At 65.6% G+C, this 20,754-nt stretch carries 20 protein-coding genes; 6 read left to right on the top strand and 14 right to left on the bottom strand.

Going from position 1 to position 20,754, the window contains the following annotated elements; translation table 11 throughout:
- Positions 1–33: 33 nt before the first annotated feature.
- From AYJ54_RS16195 to AYJ54_RS16180, 4 genes are read left to right on the top strand one after another with little or no spacing between them, the layout of a single operon-like run.
- Positions 34–687, top strand: a complete 654-nt coding sequence (locus tag AYJ54_RS16195; protein WP_063700012.1) for a tetratricopeptide repeat protein — start codon at positions 34–36, stop codon at positions 685–687.
- A gap of 43 nt (positions 688–730) precedes the next feature.
- Positions 731–1,297: a hypothetical protein gene (locus AYJ54_RS16190; RefSeq protein WP_063700010.1), complete on the top strand. Its 567-nt coding sequence runs from the start codon at positions 731–733 to the stop codon at positions 1,295–1,297.
- 49 nt (positions 1,298–1,346) lie between these two features.
- Complete coding sequence (der, locus tag AYJ54_RS16185; RefSeq protein WP_063700008.1) at positions 1,347–2,729, top strand: ribosome biogenesis GTPase Der; 1,383 nt, start codon at positions 1,347–1,349, stop codon at positions 2,727–2,729.
- The gene (locus AYJ54_RS16180) at positions 2,726–3,982 is read left to right on the top strand and encodes a TCR/Tet family MFS transporter (RefSeq protein ID WP_082905677.1); all 1,257 of its coding nucleotides are present in this window, start codon (positions 2,726–2,728) and stop codon (positions 3,980–3,982) included. The genes der and AYJ54_RS16180 overlap by 4 nt, the downstream gene beginning before the upstream one ends.
- Positions 3,983–4,153: 171 nt before the next feature.
- On the opposite strand, the gene AYJ54_RS16175 is transcribed toward AYJ54_RS16180, so the two are convergent.
- The 6 genes from AYJ54_RS16175 to radA form a co-directional block, all read right to left on the bottom strand.
- Positions 4,154–5,380, bottom strand: a complete 1,227-nt coding sequence (locus AYJ54_RS16175; RefSeq protein ID WP_063700006.1) for an ABC transporter substrate-binding protein — start codon at positions 5,378–5,380, stop codon at positions 4,154–4,156.
- A 165-nt stretch (positions 5,381–5,545) separates the two neighbouring features.
- Positions 5,546–6,694, bottom strand: coding sequence for an NHL repeat-containing protein (locus AYJ54_RS16170; RefSeq protein ID WP_063700004.1), 1,149 nt, complete (start codon positions 6,692–6,694; stop codon positions 5,546–5,548).
- Positions 6,695–6,770: 76 nt separating this feature from the next.
- On the bottom strand, positions 6,771–7,511 hold the full coding sequence (locus AYJ54_RS16165; protein ID WP_063700002.1) for an SDR family NAD(P)-dependent oxidoreductase: 741 nt from the start codon (positions 7,509–7,511) through the stop codon (positions 6,771–6,773).
- Positions 7,512–7,688: 177 nt separating this feature from the next.
- Entirely contained in the window at positions 7,689–9,200 is a 1,512-nt protein-coding gene (purF, locus tag AYJ54_RS16160; protein ID WP_063700001.1) for an amidophosphoribosyltransferase, read from the bottom strand.
- Positions 9,201–9,227: 27 nt separating this feature from the next.
- A complete protein-coding gene (locus AYJ54_RS16155; RefSeq protein ID WP_063699999.1) occupies positions 9,228–9,857 on the bottom strand; it encodes a CvpA family protein in 630 nt (209 codons plus the stop codon).
- 168 nt (positions 9,858–10,025) lie between these two features.
- A complete protein-coding gene (gene radA / locus AYJ54_RS16150) occupies positions 10,026–11,471 on the bottom strand; it encodes a DNA repair protein RadA (RefSeq protein WP_063699997.1) in 1,446 nt (481 codons plus the stop codon).
- 226 nt (positions 11,472–11,697) lie between these two features.
- Here radA and AYJ54_RS16145 point away from each other — a divergent pair, with 226 nt between their 5' ends.
- Together AYJ54_RS16145 and AYJ54_RS16140 are read left to right on the top strand one after the other, a co-directional pair.
- A complete protein-coding gene (locus tag AYJ54_RS16145; protein WP_063699995.1) occupies positions 11,698–12,852 on the top strand; it encodes an ABC transporter substrate-binding protein in 1,155 nt (384 codons plus the stop codon).
- A complete protein-coding gene (locus AYJ54_RS16140; protein WP_063700513.1) occupies positions 12,852–14,930 on the top strand; it encodes a putative bifunctional diguanylate cyclase/phosphodiesterase in 2,079 nt (692 codons plus the stop codon). The genes AYJ54_RS16145 and AYJ54_RS16140 overlap by 1 nt, the downstream gene beginning before the upstream one ends.
- Before the next feature lie 11 nt (positions 14,931–14,941).
- On the opposite strand, the gene AYJ54_RS16135 is transcribed toward AYJ54_RS16140, so the two are convergent.
- The 8 genes from AYJ54_RS16135 to AYJ54_RS52370 form a co-directional block, all read right to left on the bottom strand.
- Positions 14,942–15,667 carry a sulfite exporter TauE/SafE family protein gene (locus AYJ54_RS16135; protein ID WP_063699993.1) on the bottom strand — a complete coding sequence of 242 codons (726 nt, stop codon included), beginning with the start codon at positions 15,665–15,667 and terminating at the stop codon, positions 14,942–14,944.
- A 237-nt stretch (positions 15,668–15,904) separates the two neighbouring features.
- Positions 15,905–16,822 carry a ribokinase gene (locus AYJ54_RS16130; protein ID WP_063699990.1) on the bottom strand — a complete coding sequence of 306 codons (918 nt, stop codon included), beginning with the start codon at positions 16,820–16,822 and terminating at the stop codon, positions 15,905–15,907.
- Between the two features lie 16 nt (positions 16,823–16,838).
- Positions 16,839–17,285, bottom strand: a complete 447-nt coding sequence (gene rpiB / locus AYJ54_RS16125) for a ribose 5-phosphate isomerase B (protein ID WP_063699988.1) — start codon at positions 17,283–17,285, stop codon at positions 16,839–16,841.
- A 69-nt stretch (positions 17,286–17,354) separates the two neighbouring features.
- Positions 17,355–18,149, bottom strand: a complete 795-nt coding sequence (locus AYJ54_RS16120; protein WP_063699986.1) for a transporter substrate-binding domain-containing protein — start codon at positions 18,147–18,149, stop codon at positions 17,355–17,357.
- 19 nt (positions 18,150–18,168) lie between these two features.
- The gene (locus tag AYJ54_RS16115) at positions 18,169–18,927 is read right to left on the bottom strand and encodes an amino acid ABC transporter ATP-binding protein (RefSeq protein ID WP_063699985.1); all 759 of its coding nucleotides are present in this window, start codon (positions 18,925–18,927) and stop codon (positions 18,169–18,171) included.
- Between the two features lies 1 nt (position 18,928).
- Positions 18,929–19,597, bottom strand: coding sequence for an amino acid ABC transporter permease (locus tag AYJ54_RS16110; RefSeq protein WP_063700511.1), 669 nt, complete (start codon positions 19,595–19,597; stop codon positions 18,929–18,931).
- A gap of 7 nt (positions 19,598–19,604) precedes the next feature.
- A complete protein-coding gene (locus AYJ54_RS16105) occupies positions 19,605–20,288 on the bottom strand; it encodes an amino acid ABC transporter permease (RefSeq protein ID WP_063699983.1) in 684 nt (227 codons plus the stop codon).
- A gap of 9 nt (positions 20,289–20,297) precedes the next feature.
- Positions 20,298–20,754: NAD(P)-dependent oxidoreductase (locus tag AYJ54_RS52370; RefSeq protein WP_245329033.1), on the bottom strand; the 457-nt coding region annotated here is incomplete at its 5' end.

Raw genomic sequence — 20,754 nt, 5'->3', positions numbered from 1 at the left:
GCGCGCTCCCGACCGGGCATGGGATTAGCTTAAGTGTCTGAATTATTTGACGAAGTCGACGAGGAAGTACGTCGCGAACAGCTCAAGAAGCTGTGGGATAAGTATTCGATCTACTTCATCGCCCTGATGGTGCTGATCGTGGCGGCCGTGGGTGGCTGGCGCGGCTACCAGTTCCTGGAGGCCAAGAAGTCCGCCGAGGCCGGCGCCGCCTTCGAGAAGGCCGTCGAGCTGTCGGAGCAGGACAAGCACGCGGAGGCCGAGAAGGCCTTTACCGAGCTCGCGGCCAGGGCTCCTTCGGGCTACCGCACGCTCGCGCTGCTGCGTGCCGCCGCCGAGGCTGCGGCCCGGGATCCCAAGGCTGCAGCCAAGATGTATGACGACATCGCCGCCGATCGCAGCGTCGGCACCGAGTGGCAGGACCTCGCGAAGATTCGCTCCGCCGGGCTGCTGCTCGACGGCACAAGTTACGCCGACATGCAGCAACGGTTGGAAGCCTCGGCTGCGGCCGGATCGACCTTCCGCCATAGCGCGCGCGAGATGCTGGCGCTGTCGGCCTGGCGCAATGGCGACACGGCCGCGGCCCGCAAATGGCTGGACGTGATTGCGGAGGACGGCGAAACGCCGCCGGGCCTGCGCTCGCGCGCCGAGGCGCTCCAGGCCTTGCTTCCGCCCGTCGCCAAGAGCTGAGCTTGAGAGCTTACGGCCCTCTGACGTTAGACGAGAGACCACGATGCGCCGCACGCCACGTTTGATCGCAGCCGCCGTCCTGATCGCCTTCACCGGCCTCCTGGGCGGCTGCTCCAGCGGCGGATTCGATCCGAGCGACCTCCTCGACTTCCTCGACACCAAGAAGAAGCTGCCGGGCGACCGCAAGCCGGTCTTCCCCGAGGGCGTGCCGGGCCTTGAGCAGGGCGTGCCGAAGGAGATGTACAAGGGCGCCCAGCAACAGCAGGACCAGCAGAATGCGGCTGCCGCTGCGGCTGTACCAGTCGAGCCGCCGCCCGAGCCCGCCAAATCGTCGAAATCCGCCAAGGCGAAGAAGACCAAGCAGCCGGCCACCGCTGCGACCGCGCCGGCCGAGGCGCCGGCGGGCGAGGTCGATGGCGAAGCCCAACCCGCCGAGGCGCCGCCTGCAACCAGCCCGCCGCCCAAGCAGAAGATCGCGCGCAAGCGCACCACCGCGCCGCCGCCTGATCAGTCCACCCAGCAGCCGTCGCAATCGGCGCAGACCACGCAGCAACAGCAGTCACAAGGGGCATTCCCGGCCCCGCTGCCGAGCGGCAGCTTCTCGCGCTGATTGTTTCATTGCATTGACAGGCGCATCCCCCGCAGCGCACGAATGACCGATGTCCTTCACGATTGCCATCATCGGCCGGCCCAATGTCGGCAAGTCGACGCTGTTCAACCGCCTGGTCGGACAAAAGCTCGCGCTTGTTGATGATCTGCCCGGCGTCACCCGGGACCGCCGCGAGGGCGAGGCCAAGCTTGGCGACCTCCAGTTCACGGTGATCGATACCGCCGGCCTCGACGAGGGCGCCAGGGGCTCGCTGACCGCGCGCATGCAGGAGCAGACGGAAACCGCGATTGCGCAGGCCGACGCGCTGTTCTTCGTGATCGATGCCCGCGTCGGCCTCACGCCGACCGACCGCGCCTTTGCCGATTTCGCCCGCCGCGCCAACAAGCCGGTGCTGCTGGTCGCCAACAAGAGCGAAGGTAAGCACGGCGACGCCGGAGCGATGGAAGCCTTTGCGCTGGGCCTCGGCGATCCAATCCAGATCTCGGCCGAGCACGGCGAGGGCATGGGCGAGCTCTATGACGCCCTGAGCGGGCTAATGCCGGAGCCAGTGGACGAGGATGAGGCCGAGGACGACGAGCCGCTCTCGGAGGAAGAGGCCGCCACGCGTCCGATCCGGGTCGCCATTGTCGGCCGGCCCAATGCCGGCAAGTCGACGCTGATCAACCATCTGCTTGGCGAGGAGCGCCTGCTGACAAGTCCCGAAGCAGGCACCACGCGCGATTCCATCGCTGTCGAAATCAATTGGAAGGGCCGTGATTTTCGTGTGTTCGACACTGCCGGCCTGCGCCGGCGCTCGCGTATCGAGGAGAAGCTGGAAAAGCTCTCGGTCGCGGATGCGCTGCGCGCGGTGCGCTTTGCCGAGGTCGTCGTGCTGATGATGGACTCGCAGAACCGCTTCGAGGAGCAGGACCTGCGCATCGCCGACCTGATCGAGCGCGAGGGCCGCGCGGTCGTGCTCGCGGTCAACAAGTGGGACCTGATGGAGACCAAGGGCGGCGGCGCCATCTCCGGCCTGCGTCGTGACGCCGACCACTGGCTGCCGCAGGTCAAGGGCGTGCCGATCGTCGCGGTTTCCGGCCTGATGGGCGACGGCATCGATCGCCTTATGCAGGCGGTTCAGGACGCCTACGCGATCTGGAACAGGCGCGTGCCGACCTCCGCATTGAACCGCTGGTTCGAGCAGGCGATTCAGGCCAATCCGCCGCCAGCCGTGTCCGGCCGTAGGCTCAAGCTCAACTACATCACCCAGACCAAGGCGCGTCCGCCGAGCTTCGTGCTGTTCTGCTCGCGCGCCGACGCAGTGCCGCAGGCCTATCTGCGCTATCTCACCAATTCCCTGCGCGAGACCTTCGAGCTGCCAGGCACGCCGGTCCGGATCACGCTGCGCGAGAAAGCCAATCCCTTCGCGCACAAGCGCAAGCGGTTGTCGTGAGCGGAGAGGCCGGCCAGGCGATCGCGCCAGGCGCTGGCCCGGTCCGGCGTGGCGCCGTCGCCTTCATCTTCGTCACCATCCTGCTCGACATGCTCGCGCTCGGCGTGATCATGCCGATCCTGCCAAAACTCATCGAGAGTTTCGTCGATAACGACACGGCGCATGCAGCCCGCATCTTTGGCCTGTTCGGCACCGCCTGGGCGCTGATGCAGTTCGTGTTCTCACCGGTCCTGGGCGCGCTGTCGGACCGCTTCGGACGACGGCCGGTGGTTCTGCTGTCGAATTTCGGGCTCGCGGCTGACTACGTGCTGATGGCGCTGGCGCCGTCGCTGGCGTGGCTGTTCATTGGCCGCGTGATCTCCGGCATCACCTCGGCCAGCATCTCGACCGCCTTCGCCTATATCGCCGATATCACGCCGCCCGAGCGGCGGGCGGCGATCTTCGGCAGGATCGGTGCGGCCTTCGGCGCCGGCTTCATCCTTGGCCCGGCGCTGGGCGGCCTGCTCGGTGATATCGACCCACGCTTGCCGTTCTGGGCATCGGCGGCCCTGAGTTTTGCCAATGCGCTCTATGGCCTCTTGATCCTGCCGGAGTCGCTGGCGCCGGAGAAGCGCGCGCCGTTCCGCTGGACGAGGGCCAATCCGATCGGGGCGCTGCATCTGCTGCGCTCCAACGCGGTGCTGGCCGGGTTGTCGGTCGTCAACTTCATTGCGCAGGTTGCGCATGTCGTGTTGCCGTCGACCTTCGTGCTCTATGCGACCTATCGGTATGGCTGGGATTCAAAGACCGTGGGACTGACGCTCGCGATGGTCGGCATCTGCGCCATGGTGGTGCAGGGGCTTGCGATAGGCCCGATCGTACGCGCGCTCGGCGAGCGGAACGCGCTGCTGATGGGCTTGTGCTGTGGCGCGATCGGCTTCGTGATCTTCGGCGGTGCGCCGACCGGCCCGCTGTTCTGGCTCGGCATCCCCGTGATGTCGCTGTGGGGCATTTCGGGCGCCGCGATGCAATCGCTGATGACGCGGCTGGTTGCGCCCGATCAGCAGGGCCGGTTGCAGGGCGCGACCTCAAGCGTGCAGAGCGTATCGCAGCTCGTCGGCCCGTTCCTGTTCACGCTGACGTTTTCGTATTTCATCGGCGCCAGCGCGCCGCTGCATCTGCCGGGCGCGCCGTTCCTGCTTGCGGCGGTGTTGATGGTGGTGTGCGTGGCCATCGCGATGCGGACGCTGGCTGCGGCGAAGACGGTTTCGTAGGGTGGGCAAAGCGAAGCGTGCCCACCGCTGTTTTCAGGTAACGGAGAGATGGTGGGCACGGCGCTTAGCGCCTTTGCCCACCCTACAGCGGTTGTGTCCAGGGCCCAAACGTCGATGCCCGGGACAAGCCCGGGCATGACGCCGTGAAGGCAGTGCGCGACCGCTACGCGGTCACTTCTTCACCAGCGGACACTCGCTGTCCTTGAGCGGCTTAGCCGCATCTTCCGCCGGGATGGTCGCGACCAGCTTGTAATAGTCCCACGGCCCCTTCGACTCTTCCGGCTTCTTCACCTCGAACAGATAGGCCGGGATGAGGCGGCGGCCGTCGACGCGCAGCGGGCCCTTGCCGAACAGCGGATCGTCGGTCGGAATTTCCTTCATCTTGGCGACGACCTTGGCGCCGTCATGCGGGTTGCCGCCAAGGGCGTCCAGCGCCTTCAGGTAATGCAGCACGGCAGCATAATTGCCGGCCTGCGTCATCGACGGCATCGCGTGATTGCTCACCTTCTCCTGGAAGCGCTTGGACCAGGTGCGCGTGTTTTCGTTCAGGTCCCAGTAGAAGGATTCAGTGAAGGTCAGGCCGTGCGCGGTTTTCAGGCCGAGCGAGTGAACGTCGTTGATGAACAAGAGGAGCGCGGCAAGCTTCTGGCCGCCTTCGACGATGCCGAACTCGGCCGCCTGCTTGATCGAGTTGGTGGTGTCGCCGCCGGCGTTGGCGAGCCCGACGATCTTCGCCTTGGAGTTCTGCGCCTGGAGCAGGAAGGACGAGAAGTCCGACGTGTTGAGCGGATGCTTGACACCGCCCAGTACCTTGCCGCCGTTCGCGGTGACGACCGCGCTTGTATCGCGCTCCAGCGCGGCGCCGAAGGCGTAATCGGCGGTCAGGAAGAACCAGGTGTCGCCGCCCGCCTTGGTCAGCGCCTTGCCGGTGCCGTTGGCGAGCATGTAGGTGTCGTAAGTGTAGGAGATGGTGTTGGCGTTACAGGCCTTGCCGGTGAGGTCGGCGGTCGCGGCGCCCGAGTTGAGCAGGACCGCATTCTTTTCCTTGACGACGTTGCTCACGGCCAGCGCCACGCCGGAGTTCGGCGTGTCGGCGATCACATCGACCTTCTGGGTGTCGATCCACTGGCGTGCGATGTTGACGCCGACGTCCGGCTTGTTCTGGTGATCGCCGCTGATGACCTCGATCTTCCAGCCCTTGGCGCGGAGACCGGAATCTTCCACCGCCATGTTGACTGCCACCACCGCGTTGGGGCCGCCGATGTCAGCGTAGAGGCTAGACATGTCGTTGAGCACGCCGATCGTGACGGTCTTGTCCTGGGCGTGAGCGGATGTTGCAAAACCGAAGGCGGCGCAGGCCAGAAGGGCCACATAGTGGCGCGCGAACGTCGTCGTCATAAAAGGTTTCCTCCATTGTCAAATATTCGGACGGCTCTCTTGGGGGGCCTTGTTCCGACTGATGGCTCTAGCGCGTCCCGGGGGCTGCGGCAATGCGCCTAAAGCCGGATGACGCTGCGTCGAAGCGTCATCCGGGTTAACTTTTGGGCAAGGCTGTGCCGCCGTCTATTTGAGCGCGTCCGAAGTCAGCTTGAATTTCTGGATGCGCTTCCCGGTGTCGACCTCGGCGGTATAAACGTTACCCTTGGCATCGACCGCCATGGCATGCACCCAGTGGAATTGCCCGGCATTGCGGCCGTTACGGCCGAAACTGCCGACCACGCTGCCGTCGTCGCGCTTGATGATCCGGATCTCGTTATTCTCGCCGTCGGCGCTGAGCAGATAAGTCTGCTTCGGATCAGGCCAGATCGCGATGTCCCAGACCGCGCCGTTGCCGAGCGTATTCTTCTCGAAGAAGAACTCCTTCACGAAGGTGCCGTCCTTCCTGAACACCTGGATGCGGTTGTTGATGCGGTCGCAGACATAGACGAGACCGTCATTGGCGAGCTTCACGCAGTGGACGGGATTGCCGAATTGTTGGGCAACCGGCGCCTTGGGGTCGTAGGGCGCTTGCTTGTCGTCGTTCGGCTTGTTGCCATAGGCGCCCCAGTGGCGCTTGTAGGCGAGCGTGCTCGCATCGAACACGATGACGCGGTGATTGCCATAGCCGTCGGCGACGTAGATCTCGTTCGCCTCCTTGTCGATCGCGGTTTCGGCGGGCTTGCCAAGCTGGGTGGTGTCGTTGCTGCCGAGGCTCGGCGCGATCTTGCCGATCTGGGCTACGAACTTGCCGTCGAGCGTGAACTTCAGAATGGCATTGTCGTTGTCGGCATTGCCACCGATCCAGACGAAGCCGCGCTCGTCGACCTCGATGCCGTGCTCGCGGCCGACCCATTCATAGCCTTCGCCGGGACCGCCCCAGGAGCGCAGCAGATTGCCGTCGGCATCGAATTCGAGGACGGGCGGCGCCGACACGCAGCACTTCGAGCGGGGCGGGTTGAGAGCGGCGCCTTTCTCGTCGTCGGTGAGCGAGCGCGGGCGGTGGATCACCCAGATATGGCCCTGCCAGTCGACGGTGATGCCGCCGACCTGGCCGAGGATCCAATTGTTCGGCAGTGGCTTCGGCCAGGATGGGTCGACGGCGAATGTCGGGACGTCGCCGGCGGTAGCAACAGCGGGAAACACGAAGGCGACCGCTGCGATCAGGATAGAGAAGGCGTGAGAGATACGTGCGAGCGCAGGCGTAAAGCCAGCGCGATCATGCCATGGCGCCATGGCGACCTCCCTTTTGGCTTGCGGCTTGCTGCCGCTTGAGCGCGGGCAGTCAATCGCGGGGAGGCACCCGAGTCAATCAGGCTGGGGAGCGGAAGCTCATCAAGGTGTTGGTCTTGTAATCGTAGAACTTGCCGGTCTCGGTCCAGTCGGGCGCGCACATCGGGACGATGAATTCGGCGACCTGCTCCGGCGTATCGAGCGTCATCGGATCCTCGCCCGGCATCAGGGTCGCGCGCATGCGGGTGCGGATCGGGCCCGGGTTGAACAGGTTGATGCGCAGAGGCGTGTTCGCCGTTTCCTGCGCCCAGGCGCGCGCCAGCGTTTCCAGCGCCGCCTTGGAGGCGGCGTAGGGGCCGACATAGGCGGTGGCCTTGTTGGCGGCGCCCGAGGTGATGAACACAGCGCGGCCGGCGTCGGATTGCTTCAGCAGCGGTTCCATGCAGCGGATGAGCTGGAAGTTCGCGGAGACATTGACCGCCATCACGTCGTTGAACGTTTTCAGCTCGATATGGCCGAGCGGCGAGGAGGGGCCGAGCACGCCGGCATTGCCGACGAGAATGTCGAGCTTGCCGTAGCGCTCATGCAGCCCGGCGCCGAGCCGCGCGATGCCATCGGAATCGGTGAGGTTGAGCGGCACCAGCGTCGCCGTGCTGCCCTCCTTGCGGATCTCGTCATCGAGCTCCTCGAGCCCGCCCTGCGTGCGTGCCACCGCGACGATATGCGCGCCGGCCTTCGCCAGCGCCTTGGCTGTGGCAAAACCGATGCCGCGCGAGGCGCCGGTGACGAGAGCGATGCGGTTGGCGAGGGGTTTTGTCATGGCGGGGGTATTGCAGAGGTGGGCGGCCCACACAAGCCCGCGCGATCGTCATTCCGGGGCGATGCGAAGCATCGAACCCGGAATCCAGAGGTTGGTTGACGACTTCGAGATCCCACAATGCACAATTGCGCATTGGGGTTCGGTCCTGCGGACCGCCCCGGGATGACGCCTTCGGCGTCAGCTCGCTTCCGCCAGCAGCGACAATTGCCGCGGCTGCGGCTCGATCTGGGTCTGGTCGGTGAGGTGGGTCGGATAGGAGCCGGTGAAGCAGTGATCCGAGAACTTCGGATTGGCGGGATCGCGGCCGGGTTCGCCCATGGCGCGGTACAGGCCGTCGATCGACAGGAAGGCGAGCGAGTCGGCGCCGATGATCTCGCGCATCTCCTCCAGCGAATGCGTCGCGGCGAGCAGGCCGCCGCGATCGGGCAGGTCGATGCCGTAATAGTCGGGATAGAGGATCGGAGGCGAGGCGAGGCGGAAGTGCACTTCGGTCGCGCCCGCATCGCGCATCATGCGCACGATCTTCTTCGAGGTGGTGCCGCGCACCAGCGAGTCGTCGATCAGGATGATGCGCTTGCCCTCTATCGCGGCGCGGTTGGCCGAATGCTTCATGCGCACGCCGGATTCGCGGATCGCCTGCGTCGGCTGGATGAAGGTGCGGCCCACATAGTGGTTGCGGATGATGCCGAGCTCGAACGGCACGCCGGAATGCTGGCTGTAGCCGACCGCGGCAGGCACGCCGGAATCCGGCACCGGGACCACCACGTCGACCGGCACGTGGCTCTCCCTCGCGAGCTGGGCGCCGAAGGCCTTGCGCACCTCGTAGACGGAGCGGCCGTGGACGACGGAATCCGGACGGGAGAAATAGATGTATTCGAAGATGCAGGGGCGCGGCGCCATCGGCGGGAACGGCTTGTGGACGTCCTGGCCGTTCTCGTCGAACACGATGACTTCGCCTGGCTCGATGTCGCGGATGAAGCGTGCCCCGATGATGTCGAGCGCGCAGGTCTCAGAGGTCAGGATCGGGCAGCCGTCGAGCTCGCCGAGTACGAGGGGACGGATGCCGCGGGGATCGCGCGCGCCGATCAGCTTCTTGTTGGTCAGCGACACCAGCGCATAAGCGCCTTCGATCTCGCGCAGCGCGTCGATGTAGCGTTCGATGAAGCGGTTGCGCTTGGAGCGCGCGACTAGGTGCAGGATCACCTCGGTGTCGGTGGTCGACTGCATCATCGCGCCGTTCCTCACGAGCTCGCGGCGCAGCGTCAGACCATTCGTGAGATTGCCGTTGTGGGCGACGGCAAGGCCACCGGCATTGAGCTCGGCGAACAGCGGCTGCACGTTGCGCAGGATCGTGGCGCCGGTGGTGGAGTAACGGACATGGCCGACCGCGACATTGCCGGGCAGGCGGTCGATCACCTCGCGGCGGGAGAAGGTGTCGCCGACGAGGCCGAGGCGGCGCTCGGAATGGAAGCGGTTGCCGTCGTAGGAGACGATGCCGGCGGCTTCCTGGCCTCGGTGTTGAAGGGCGTGGAGGCCGAGCGCTGTGATGGCGGCGGCGTCGGGATGGCCGTAAATGCCGAACACGCCGCATTCCTCGCGCAGCGTATCCCCCTCCAGGTCGTCCTGAAGCTCTAGCGCGGCTGGGCCGACATCGAGATCAAGTTGGGCGTCCTGGTCAGGGTTTCGCATCTCGTTCGCGCCTCTCTCTGGGCTCAATCAACGCGCCGCGGGTTTCTCGATCAGCTTTTTCAGGCTGTCACGGGCCGGTTTACTGTATCCGTCGCTGCCGCCCGAAGGCTGCTGCTCGGAATCAGCTTGATCATCATCTGGTTTGTTTTTCTTGAATCTCTTCAAGATGGTGTTCTCGGGGTCATCCGGCAAGAGCGACATCAGCCAATCTCCGGTTCCCTGGAGCACCACCCGGGACTTGGCCCCGGTGACCCAGTCCGGGCGCTGCTTGTCCGGCACCAGCCAGGTGAAGAACAGGAAGGCGACCACCACGATCAAAAGGCCGCGAGCGAGGCCAAACAGGAAGCCGAGGGTGCGGTCCAGCGCGCCGATCCGCGAATCCAGGATCATGTCGGAGATGCGCACCGTGATCACGGAGACCACGATCAGGGTGCCCACGAACACGCCGGCGACGACGACCACGCTCGCGACCGTGTCGTTGTTGAAATAGGTCTTCGCGGTCGGCAGCAGCTTGGAGAACGAGTACAGCGTCACGATCGCAGCGGCGCCCCAGGCCGCAATCGACAGGATTTCGCGCATGAAGCCGCGGACCATGGCGAGCAGGCCCGAGATCAGCATCACACCGAGCAAGATCAGGTCGAGGAGTGTTACTGGCATCGGCAGGTCTGGTCCGCTCGTACTCTCAAAGGTGCTCAGCGAATCGGTGTCTTGGCCGCCGCCCTAACTGACGGGCAGACGGCGCTCCCGGCAAGGCCGGAACCACGCAATCCCATGCTGCTTTTGTGACGGGTGTATAGCGGTGGGGACGGGGAACGTCACCTCCAGCTAACCCTCTCCGCGGCGGAATCTTGCCGGTGTGGCATTTTTCTCCGCCGATGCGTTCTGCGCGCCCCGGCGGGATCCGCGGGCGGCGATTTCCGCCACCAGCGTCGTCAGGCTGCCGACCGCATTGAGCGTGAGCCCGGCGTCGCCGCCAGCCTCGCCCCGGGCCGATTCGGGCAGCACGGCGCGGCTGAAGCCGAGCTTGGCCGCCTCCTTGAGCCGCGCGGGCGTCTGGGCCACCGGGCGGACCACGCCGGAGAGCGAGATTTCACCGAAATAGACCGCATCGGTGGGTAACTGCGCATTAACCAGCGAGGACACCAGCGCAGCTGCCGCGGCGAGATCGGCCGCAGGCTCGTGGATGCGCAAGCCCCCGGCGACGTTCAGATAGACGTCGTGCCCGGACAGCTTGACCCCGCAATGGGCCTCCAGCACCGCCAGCACCATCGAGAGCCGGCTCGGGTCCCAGCCGACCACGGCCCGGCGCGGGGTGCCGAGCGAGGTCGGCGCGACCAGCGCCTGCAACTCGACCAGGACGGGCCGCGTGCCCTCGATGCCGGCGAACACCGCAGTGCCCGGTGTGCCAAGATCGCGCTCGGACAGGAACAGCTCGGACGGATTCGTGACCTCGCGCAGTCCGAGGCCCGTCATCTCGAACACGCCGATCTCGTCGGTCGGGCCGAAGCGGTTCTTCACGGCACGTAAGATTCGGAATTGCTGCGAGCCTTCGCCCTCGAAGGACAGCACGGCATCGACCATGTGCTCAACCACGCGGGGCCCGGCGATCTGGCCGTCCTTGGTGACGTGGCCGACCAGGATGATCGCCGCGCCGGTCTTCTTGGCGAAGCGGATCAGGGCCTGCGCGGAGGCGCGTACCTGCGTCACCGTTCCGGGCGCGGATTCCACCGTGTCGGTCCACATGGTCTGGATCGAGTCGATCACGATCAGCCTCGGCACCGCGCCTTCTGACAGCGTGGAGACGATGTCCTCCACCGAGGTTTCCGCGGCGAGCTGCACCGGCGCATCCGACAGTCCGAGCCGTTCGGCGCGCAGCCGCACCTGCGCAACCGCCTCTTCGCCGGAGATGTAGACGATGCGGTGACCGGCGCGCGCCAGCATGCTGGTCGCCTGCGTGAGCAGCGTCGACTTGCCGATGCCGGGATCACCGCCCACCAGCAGCACCGAGCCACGCACGAAACCGCCGCCCGTGACGCGATCGAGCTCGGTCATCCCAGAGGACAGGCGCGGGGCATCCGGGCTCTTTCCGGCGAGGCTTTCCAGCGCGAATGTCCGTCCCTTGCGCTTGGAGCGGATCGAGACCGGCACGCTTCCCGTCGTGTCCTCCTCGGCAAGCGTATTCCACTCGCCGCAGGCGTCGCACTTGCCCTGCCAGCGGTTATAGGCCGCGCCGCAGTTCTGACAGACGAAGGAAAGCGTGTTCTTGGCCATGGGGAGAGCGAGTCGAGGGTTTCAGATTTGCTGATAGCACGGAACAGGAAGCCGGGAGAGCAGTGCCGGCTGATGGTCCGGCGTCCCCTGCGCAGGCCAATATCGCAATTCAAGGGATCGGATACACCCTTTGTTAGCTCTGCGCTGCCGTAACCAACCGGACTTTGCGAAATGTTAGCGGACGCCGGGCCAACCTCGGAACCAATTCGGGGTGGCGAAGAGAACGATGAGATTCCTGCGCATATTGCTGGCCGTGAGCCTGGCCTGCGGCGTTCTTACGCCGGCCGGCCGCGGCGTTGCGGCCGACGCAAGGCCCCTCAACATCGTCTTCGTGAATCCGGGCAAGACTGGCGAGGTCTATTGGGACATGGTCTCGCAGACCATGCAGGCCGCCGGCCGCAAGCTCAATGCGAAGGTCGAGGTGCTCACCAGCGAGCGGAATTACCGCACCATGCAGGAGCTGGGCCTCGGCGTGGTCGCGCGTGCCGAGAAGCCCGATTTCCTCATCCTGTCCAACGAAGAATCCGCGGCAGTGCCGATCGTGGAGGCGGCCGAGGCCGCCGGCGTCAAGACGCTGTTATTGTCGAATACGCTGATTGGCGAGGACGCGGCACGCCTCGGGCCGCCACGCCAGAAACTCAGGACCTGGCTCGGTGATATCACGACCGATCTGACGACAGCGGGCGCGCGGATGGCGAATGCGCTGATCGGCGCGGCGCGCGCAGCGAAATGGCAGAGCCCGGACGGCAGGATCCACATTCTCGGAATCGGCGGCGACGAGATCACGCCGGCCTCAATCGCTCGCAACGCGGGTCTCGACCTCGCAGTGGCCGCCGCTTCCGACGTGGTGGTCGACCGGATGCTGTTCGCCAACTGGACGCAGTCGGAGGCTGAGCATGTCACGGCCAATTATCTGAGCTGGGCATCGCGCAAGGGTATCCGCCCCGCAGGCATCTGGGCCGGAAACGACCCGATGGCGCTGGGAGCGCTCCACGCGGCGGCATCCGCCGGCCTCTCGCCGGGCCGGGACATCCAGGTGGTCGGTCTCAACTGGTCGGAGGACGCGCTGCGCGAGATCAAGGCGGGTCGTCTCCTCCTGACCGACGGCGGTCACTTCCTGCTTGGCGGCTGGTCGATCGTCCTTCTTCGCGACTATGCCGATGGCTGCGATTTCGCAGCCGCTTCAACCCACGTCGAGGTCAAGACGTCCGCGATCACGCGCGACAATCTTATCTCCGTCAGCGACCTGATCGGTAATCGAGCATTCGATCGCATCGACTTCACGCGCTTCAGGGCGAAGGCTGGAGGGTGCGGTCACTATGACTTCTCCGTCGCAGCGCTCATCTCGTCGCTGTCGCCTCCGAACGGCGGCGGCGAATGATGCGAAAAGGCGACGGGGTGAGCGAGCCGGATCGGACCGGGCAGCCGAAGCGCGCGGCTTCGCGCTCGGTCGTCCGCGCGATGATCTGGGCCACGGTGCCCGTGCTGCTGCTGGTTCAGCTGCTCGCCTCGGCCGGCGTCGAGGTCTCGAGCTTCTGGTCGCAGATCAGGCAGCTCGACGCGCGCATTGCCCGGGTCGCCGACAGCCGCGCCGAGCTCATTGCCGAGCCGCTCTGGAAGATGCGCTACGAGCAGGTCACGAGCGTGCTCAACGAGATCATGCACGACGAGTCGATCGCTGCGGCAGCCGTCTATGACGACACGGGCGTTGCGATTGCCCGGGTGATGGCGCGGCCGACGGGGCAGGCGGTCGCGGAAGTCTCCCGCCCCATCAAGTACAGCAACGGCAACATGGCCGTTCAGGCCGGCCGCATCGCGATCGCCTACTCCTATACGACGCTGTACGCGGATACGGGCAGCCGGCTGGTATTGCTTCTCGTCGTCGGCCTGCTTGCGACGCTTGCGACCATGGTCGCGATGCGGATTTCAGCGAACATCTTCATAGGCAGGCCGCTGGCCGCGATGATGTCGGCGATCCAGCGCAGCAAGCAGGACGGTCGCGCCTATCCGGCGGATGTGCACTCCTCGAACGAGTTCGGTCAGCTCGCGCGCGCCTTCAACGCCATGCAGCACACGACGTCCGGCGCACTCGACCGGCTCGGGCACATGGCCTCGCACGATCCGCTCACGGGCTTGCCGAACCGGCGCTCCCTGACCGAGCGCCTGGTCGTCCTCAGCAGCCATGCCGGCTCGCACGATGCGCTGGTCGCGTTCTGCTTCATCGATCTCGACGACTTCAAGGGCATCAACGACACGTTCGGCCACGATGCCGGTGACAAGTTCCTGATTCACATCTCGGAGCGGCTTCGCGGCGCGGTCGAGGCGGAGGATTGGGTCGCGCGGCTCGGCGGCGACGAATTCGTGGTCATTCGCCCTGAGGTGAGGGATGAGGCGGCCGCGCAGGCGTTCGCGCGGCGATTGCTGGACGCCATTTCCGAGCCGATCCGGCTGCATGACAAGCTGGTCATGCCGCGCGCCAGCATCGGCCTTGCCGTGCGCCACGCGGACGATCCGGAACTGTCGCATCTGCCGGCGCTCGCCGACATCGCGCTCTATCATGCCAAGAGCAAGGCGCCGGGCACCGTCGCCGTGCTGAACGAGGCGCTCCAGCGCGAGTATCGCCGCCGCAGGGATCTGGAACTTGCAATTCCAGCCGGCTTCGCCGAAGGGCAGTTCGAGGTCTGGTACCAGAGCCAGGTCGACCTCGAAAGCCAGAGCGTCGTTTGCCTGGAGGCGTTGATCCGCTGGCGGCACCCCGAGCACGGCATCATCGGCCCGGGCGAGTTCCTTCCGCTTATCGAGCGCAGCGGCAACAATGTGCGGCTGACGCGCTACGTGCTGACCGACGCCTGCCGCTCCCTGCAGCGGCTCGCCGCCGCCGGCAAACCGCACATCCGGATTGCGATCAATCTGCCGCCGTCAGAGCTCGCCGACCATTCGCTCGCCGGCGAGATCCGCGAGACCTGCGAGCGCTTTGGTGTTGCACCGTCGTCCCTCGAGCTCGAAATCACGGAAGGGTCGCTGATCAACAACATCGCCAGTGCTTCCGAGACGCTTCGCCGCCTGCGGCGGCTGGGAGCCACGATTGCGCTCGACGATTTCGGCACGGGCTACAGCTCGCTCGCGCATCTGCGCCGCTTCCCGCTCGACAAGGTCAAGATCGACAAGGCATTCATCAGCGAGATCCCGGCAAGCGCCGAGGACAAGGCGATTGTCGGCGTCATCGCCTCGCTCGCGGACACTCTGGGATTGACCCTGATTGCGGAAGGCATCGAGCGGGCCGAGCAGGTGCTGGCCATGCGCGAGATCGGCGTGAGGTTCGGTCAGGGCTATCTCTATCAGAGGCCGCAGCCGCTCGATGCCGCGCTGCGATGGCTTGACGGGCGGGCGACGGGCGAGGGCGCGGCGAACCCGGCGCTTGCCGACAGCCCGTCAGTTGTGCCCGAATTCGCGGCCTGAGCGCGCCGACATCACGGCTGCGTCGCGTTCCAGAGCATGGAGAGCCCGGCCGCGATCATGATCGCGTCCATCACCAGACGGAACACGTCTGGCTTCAGGTGCAGCACGAAGCGCTTTGCGATGAACGCGCCCGCCATCAGCGAGGAGCCCGCGATCAGGCCCTTGATGAATACATCCTGCGTCAGCGCGCCAAAACGCTCGAACGTCACGGACTTCGCGAAGTAGAGACCGAGCGAGGCGGCGGCCTCTGTCGCGAGGAAGGCGCCCTTGGTCAGGCCATAGAACAGGAACAGCGGCACGCTGAGCGGGCCGGTCGAGACCACGATGCCGGTGAGATAGCCGATCACCGCGCCGCCGATCGCGAGGTGCCAGAGATTGGCCTTCAGTTGGTGCCGCGCGAGATAGTGCCGGGCCGGCACCATCGCGATCAGGAACAGGCCGATGGCGAGATCGACGGCGTGCGAGGGCAGCGCCAGCAGCGTCCGCGCACCGAGCGCGGCGGCCGGAATGCCGGTGACCGAATAGGCCGTGCAGGCCCGCCAGTCGACCTCGCGCCACCAGGCCAGGATCCGCGAAAAATTCGCCATCACGGACGCGACCGCCATGATCGGCACGGCCTCCTTCGGCCCGTAGGCATAGACCAGCACCGGCATCAGCATGATCGACGATCCGGTGCCGACGATGCCGGAAATGGTGCCGGCGAGGAGACCGACGCTGAGGACGAAGAGGAAGGCCAAGGGGCGTGCTCCGGGAATCGGGGAAGTGTAGCCGGAGGACGCGGAGAGGGCGAATGGTCGTGCCGCCCCCCTCGGTGTCGTCCTGGCGAAAGCCAGGACGACATGGGGGGCATTTTGCGAAACTGCTTCAACGTCGTCATTGCGAGCGCAGTGAAGCAATCCAGACGGTCACCGCGGAAGGACTCTGGATTGCTTCGCTGCGCTCGCAATGACGGAGCGCGGGCAGCAGTGCACCGGTCAGGTGAGGGACGGAATTGCGGTCCGAACTGGCATGCCGGCTTGCGCGCCCGGCTTCAGGCATTTTTGGGCCGCGGCTTCGCACGCGACCCCCATCGCGGCTTGCAGCGGCATGCCTTCGCTCAGCATGGCGGCGAATGCGCCGACGAAGGTGTCGCCCGCGCCGGTCGTATCAACCGGCGTGATGCGCGGGGCAGGCACCTGAAGGCAGGTGCCGTCGGCCGTGACCGCGAGCGCGCCCTGCGCGCCCGCGGTGACGATGCAGGTGAGGTCGCCCGCCTTTGCAAGATGACCGCCTGCGGTCTCGTAATCGGGTGCGCCAAGGCCGATGCCTGCGGCGGCATCGCGCGCCTCATGCTCGTTGACGAGGAGGTAGTCGGTCACGGCGAGCAGCTCGGTGACCATCGCCGCCGTCATCTTCTCCGGGACCGGCGCGAGATTCCAGACCACGGTGCCCGACGCCGATTTCGTCCGGCGCGCGGCCGCAAGCGACTGCGCGAACGGCACCTCCATCTGCAGCACCAGGACGGTGTCGGCAGCGAGTTGGCTCACCGGCAGGTCGGTGGCGCTGGCGGTCATGTTGGCGCCGCTCGCGACCGTGATCGCATTCTCGCCGGCGGGATCGACGGCGATGAAGGCGCATCCCGTCGACTCGTCCGCCCTGACGACGAGATTTGTATCGACGCCATTACTGTGAAGATTGTCGAGCGCACGTTCACCGAACGCGTCCCGCCCCACGCGGCCCGCCATGCGAACGCGTCCGCGGCCAGCGATCCGTGCGGCGGCGACGGCTTGGTTAGCCCCTTTGCCGCCAAAATGGGTCTGGTAGGAGGGCGCAAGCACCGTCCTGCCGGGCCCGGGAATGACCGGGACCTGGGCGACCAGATCGATATTGAGCGATCCGAACACCAGGATCATGGCAAGTGGCTCGCGATCAGCCTTCCTCGTCCATGACGCGAAGCTTCTCGACCCGGCGACGGAAATCCTCGTCGGTGGAGAATTCGGCGGAGAGATATGAGGAGACGAGATCCACGGCGAGCCAGGCGCCGACGATCTGGGCGCCGATGCACATGACGTTCACATCGTCATGCTCGACGCTCTGATGGGCCGAATGAACGTCGTGGCAGACCGCGGCGCGGATGCCCTTCATCTTGTTGGCGGCGATCGAGGCGCCGACGCCGGTGCCGCACACCATGATGCCGCGCGCGGCTTCGCCCGAGGTCACCTTCTGCGCCACGGCCCGCGCGATATCGGGGAAGTCGACCGGCTTGTCATCGTAAGAGCCGACGTCGACGACGTCGTGGCCGAGGCTGCGGATATGGTCGATGACAGTCTGCTTGAGCGGCCAGCCGGCGTGGTCGGATCCAATGACGAGACGCATGTGATGTCCTTCTTAACCCTGCTTTGGTCGTGACAGCCGCTGCAAGCGGCTGTCACGATTTCTTCTGGTTCAGCTACGCATGTCGGGCGGCAGCTCGACCCCGTGGAACTTCTTGTAGATGGCGTTCAGCTTGCCGTTCTTGACGTTTTCGCTGATCCAGGCGTTCAGCTTGTCCATCAGGCGCGGCTCGCCCTTCTTCAGGCCGATGGCGAGGTCGAAAGTTGCGAGCGGAATCCTGGACTCGAAGACGCGCGCGGGGTTCTTCACGCCGATCTGGTTGATGATCGTCGCCGACGAGGCGACGCAGTCGACCTGGCCGGAGACGGCCGCTGTCACCATCGTGGCATCGTCGTCGTAGCGGGCGATCTTGAGGTCCTTGTCCTTCATGTTGGACAGGGTGGTGTCCTGCGTGGTGCCGCGCGAGACGCCGATCGACTTGTCCTTCAGGTCGGGCCAGTTCTTGACGGTCGACGACTTCAGGCAGCCGATGTCAGATTGCAGCGTCGCGTAGCGCTTGGTGAAGTCGATCACCTTGGCGCGCTCCGGCGTCACCGACAGGGTCGAGATGATGATGTCGGCCTTGCCGGTCAAAACATTGGGGATGCGGGTCGCGCCGGTGGTCTGGATGAACTCAAGCTCGAGTCCCCAGTCCTTGGCGAGCAGCTGGGCCACTTCAACGTCCGAGCCGGTCGGCTTCATGCTGGAGTCCATCATGCCCGAGGGCGGGATGGCGAGGTCGGTCGAGATGCGGATCTTCTTCGCCTGCATGATATCGTCGAGCAGGTCGGCTGATGCCGGCGTCGCCGCCATCATGACGAGGCAACACAGCGACACGGCTGCCCCCAGCAATTTCTTGTTTGTCATCCTTGGTTCTCCTCTCCTGTTATGATTTTAGATTGCCCGTGCCGACGAACTGAATCAGCTCGGGGGTCGTTGGCGATGTCAGGATCGAGGCAGGCCCGGTTTCGTGGACCTTGCCGCGATGCATGAACACGATCCTGTCGGCGATGCTCTTGGCGAACCCCATCTCGTGGGTGACCATCACCATGGTCATACCATCAGCCGCCAGTTGCTCGATCACCTTCAGCACCTCGCCGGTCAGCTCGGGATCGAGCGCGGAGGTGACCTCGTCGAACAGCATGACCTTCGGCTGCATTGCAAGCGAGCGGGCGATCGCGGCGCGTTGCTGCTGGCCGCCCGAGAGCTGTTCGGGATAGGCGTGAAGCTTCTCTTCGAGCCCGACCTGCGCCAGCACCTTGCGCGCGAGCTCCTTCGCCTGGCCGGTGGCCATTTTCTTCACGGCGCAGGGCGCCAGCGCGATGTTCTGTTCGATCGTGAGGTGCGGAAACAGGTTGTAGCTCTGGAACACGATGCCGACGTCCTGGCGCAGGGCGCGCAGATTCACGTCCGGCCGGTCGACGCGATGCCCGCACACCACGATCTCTCCGCCGTCGACTTTCTCGAAGCGGTCGATGCAGCGTAGCGCCGTGCTCTTGCCGGAGCCGGACCGGCCGATGATGGCGAGTACCTCGCCGCGATCGACGGCGAAGCTGACGCCGTCAAGGACCTTGAGCGGACCAAAGCTCTTCTGCACGTCGCGGAGCGACACAATCGGTTCGGAGGAAAAGGCGTTCTGCTGCATGTCAGGCCGGAGCGAGGTTGACCCTGCCACGGCCCATGCGCCGCTCAAGCCTCTGGCTGAACAGCGATAACGGATAGCACATGGCGAAGTAGACGACGGCGATGATCGCGTAGATGACGAAGGGTTCGAACAGCGAGTTGTTGACGATCTGGCCCGAGCGCATCAGCTCGGCAAAGCCGACCACCGAGGCGAGCGAGGTGTTCTTGATGATCTGCACCATGAAGCCGACGGTGGGAGGCGTTGCGATGCGGATCGCCTGCGGCAGGATCACCTTCAGCATGCGCTGGGTCCGGCTCAGCGCCAGACCTTCGGCGGCCTCCCATTGCGGCTTCGGCACGGACTGGATGGAGCCGCGCCAGATCTCACCGAGATAGGCGGCGACATAGAGCGTGAGCGAGGCGGAGGCGGCCACGAGCGGCGAAACCTGCAGGCCGATCGCGGCGAGGCCGAAATAGCCGAGGAACAGGATGACGAGCAGCGGCGTGCCCTGGACGAGCTGAACATAGGCGGCGCTGGCGAGCCGCACCGATTTGAGCGGTGATATCCGCGCCAGCGCGATCGCGAAGCCGACGATGCCGCCGCCGACGAGCGCGATCACGGACAGCCCGACGGTCCACAGCGCGCCATGGCCGAGGAAGATCAGGTGGTTGACGTTGAGATGTCCGCCCATGGTCATCTCACAGGGGCGTGCCGAGCCGGCGCCGGCGCGGAAACAGCACGAGGCCGAGGCCCCAGAAGCCGGCGCGCATCACCAGCGACAGGACGACGTAGAGGACGGCGACGATGATGTAGGTCTCGAAGGCGCGGTAGGTGTCTGACTGGATGTAGTTGGCTATCGCGGTGAGCTCCTCGGCCGAGATCTGCGAGCAGACCGAGGAGGCCAGCATCAAGAGCACGAACTGGCTGGTGAGCGCGGGATAGACCCGCTCGACGGCAGGCAACAGGATGATGTGCCAGTAGATCTGCACGCGCGATAGCGCCAGCCCTTCGGCCGCCTCGATCTGTCCGCGCGGGATCGCCTCGAAGCCGGCGCGCATGATCTCGGCGGTGTAGGCGCCGACATTGATCGTCAGGGCCGCGACGGCCACGGTGAAGGCGGAGAACTTCAGGCCGAGGCTGGCGAGCCCGAAATAGACCAGGAATATCTGGACCAGCAGCGGCGTGTTGCGGATCGCCTCGACATAGATCCTGCAGGCGGTCGCGATCAGCGCGCTGTGCGTTCCGCGCCCGACCGCGGCAAGCGTGCCGAGGAGGGCGCCCAACACGGTCGCGAGGGCCGCGAGCTCCAGGGTGAGGACGGCGCCGCCGAGGAAGCTCGGCCAACGCTCCAGCACCGCAGGAAAGTCGAGTTGGATGCTCATCGCGCCCGATCAGCCCGTGACCTGGTTGGTCATGCGGTCATAGACACGGAACAGCGCCTGGTTGCCGTTTGTGCCTTCGCCATGGGCCCGCGCGTCGACATACTGGCTCGTGACGAGCGCGGTGCCGGGCAGCGGCACGTTCAGCGCCTGCGCGTGCTCCTGCACCAGGCGGAGGTCCTTGAGCATCAAATCGATCCGGAAGCCAGCGGCGACGTCGCCCTCGATCATGGCGGGCCCGAGCTTGTCGAGCATCCAGGAGGCGGCAGAACCGCCGAGCAGCACCCGGCGCAGCAGGTTGAGATCGACGCCCGAGGCGCGTCCCAGTGCGAGCGCCTCGCAGACGGCCTGGATGTTGATGCCGCAGATGAGTTGGTTACAGAGTTTCACGGTCTGCCCGGCGCCGGACGCGCCGACATTGGTGATGGTCGTGCCCATTGCGCGGAAGAACGGCTCGGCCTGCGCAAAT

Origin of the sequence: Bradyrhizobium centrolobii (assembly GCF_001641635.1) — a bacterium.
Lineage (GTDB): Bacteria > Pseudomonadota > Alphaproteobacteria > Rhizobiales > Xanthobacteraceae > Bradyrhizobium > Bradyrhizobium centrolobii.
Note: the sequence above shows the minus strand (reverse complement) of the source record. Positions and strands in the feature narration are given on the sequence as shown.

Coding starts and splice junctions, on each gene's coding strand:
- AYJ54_RS16190 (WP_063700010.1), top strand. CDS start 731: ATGCGCCGCACGCCACGTTTGATCGCAGCCGCCGTCCTGATCGCCTTC.
- der (WP_063700008.1), top strand. CDS start 1,347: ATGTCCTTCACGATTGCCATCATCGGCCGGCCCAATGTCGGCAAGTCG.
- AYJ54_RS16175 (WP_063700006.1), bottom strand. CDS start 5,380: ATGACGACGACGTTCGCGCGCCACTATGTGGCCCTTCTGGCCTGCGCC.
- AYJ54_RS16170 (WP_063700004.1), bottom strand. CDS start 6,694: ATGGCGCCATGGCATGATCGCGCTGGCTTTACGCCTGCGCTCGCACGT.
- AYJ54_RS16165 (WP_063700002.1), bottom strand. CDS start 7,511: ATGACAAAACCCCTCGCCAACCGCATCGCTCTCGTCACCGGCGCCTCG.
- purF (WP_063700001.1), bottom strand. CDS start 9,200: ATGCGAAACCCTGACCAGGACGCCCAACTTGATCTCGATGTCGGCCCA.
- AYJ54_RS16155 (WP_063699999.1), bottom strand. CDS start 9,857: ATGCCAGTAACACTCCTCGACCTGATCTTGCTCGGTGTGATGCTGATC.
- radA (WP_063699997.1), bottom strand. CDS start 11,471: ATGGCCAAGAACACGCTTTCCTTCGTCTGTCAGAACTGCGGCGCGGCC.
- AYJ54_RS16145 (WP_063699995.1), top strand. CDS start 11,698: ATGAGATTCCTGCGCATATTGCTGGCCGTGAGCCTGGCCTGCGGCGTT.
- AYJ54_RS16140 (WP_063700513.1), top strand. CDS start 12,852: ATGCGAAAAGGCGACGGGGTGAGCGAGCCGGATCGGACCGGGCAGCCG.
- AYJ54_RS16130 (WP_063699990.1), bottom strand. CDS start 16,822: ATGATCCTGGTGTTCGGATCGCTCAATATCGATCTGGTCGCCCAGGTC.
- rpiB (WP_063699988.1), bottom strand. CDS start 17,285: ATGCGTCTCGTCATTGGATCCGACCACGCCGGCTGGCCGCTCAAGCAG.
- AYJ54_RS16120 (WP_063699986.1), bottom strand. CDS start 18,149: ATGACAAACAAGAAATTGCTGGGGGCAGCCGTGTCGCTGTGTTGCCTC.
- AYJ54_RS16115 (WP_063699985.1), bottom strand. CDS start 18,927: ATGCAGCAGAACGCCTTTTCCTCCGAACCGATTGTGTCGCTCCGCGAC.
- AYJ54_RS16110 (WP_063700511.1), bottom strand. CDS start 19,597: ATGGGCGGACATCTCAACGTCAACCACCTGATCTTCCTCGGCCATGGC.
- AYJ54_RS16105 (WP_063699983.1), bottom strand. CDS start 20,288: ATGAGCATCCAACTCGACTTTCCTGCGGTGCTGGAGCGTTGGCCGAGC.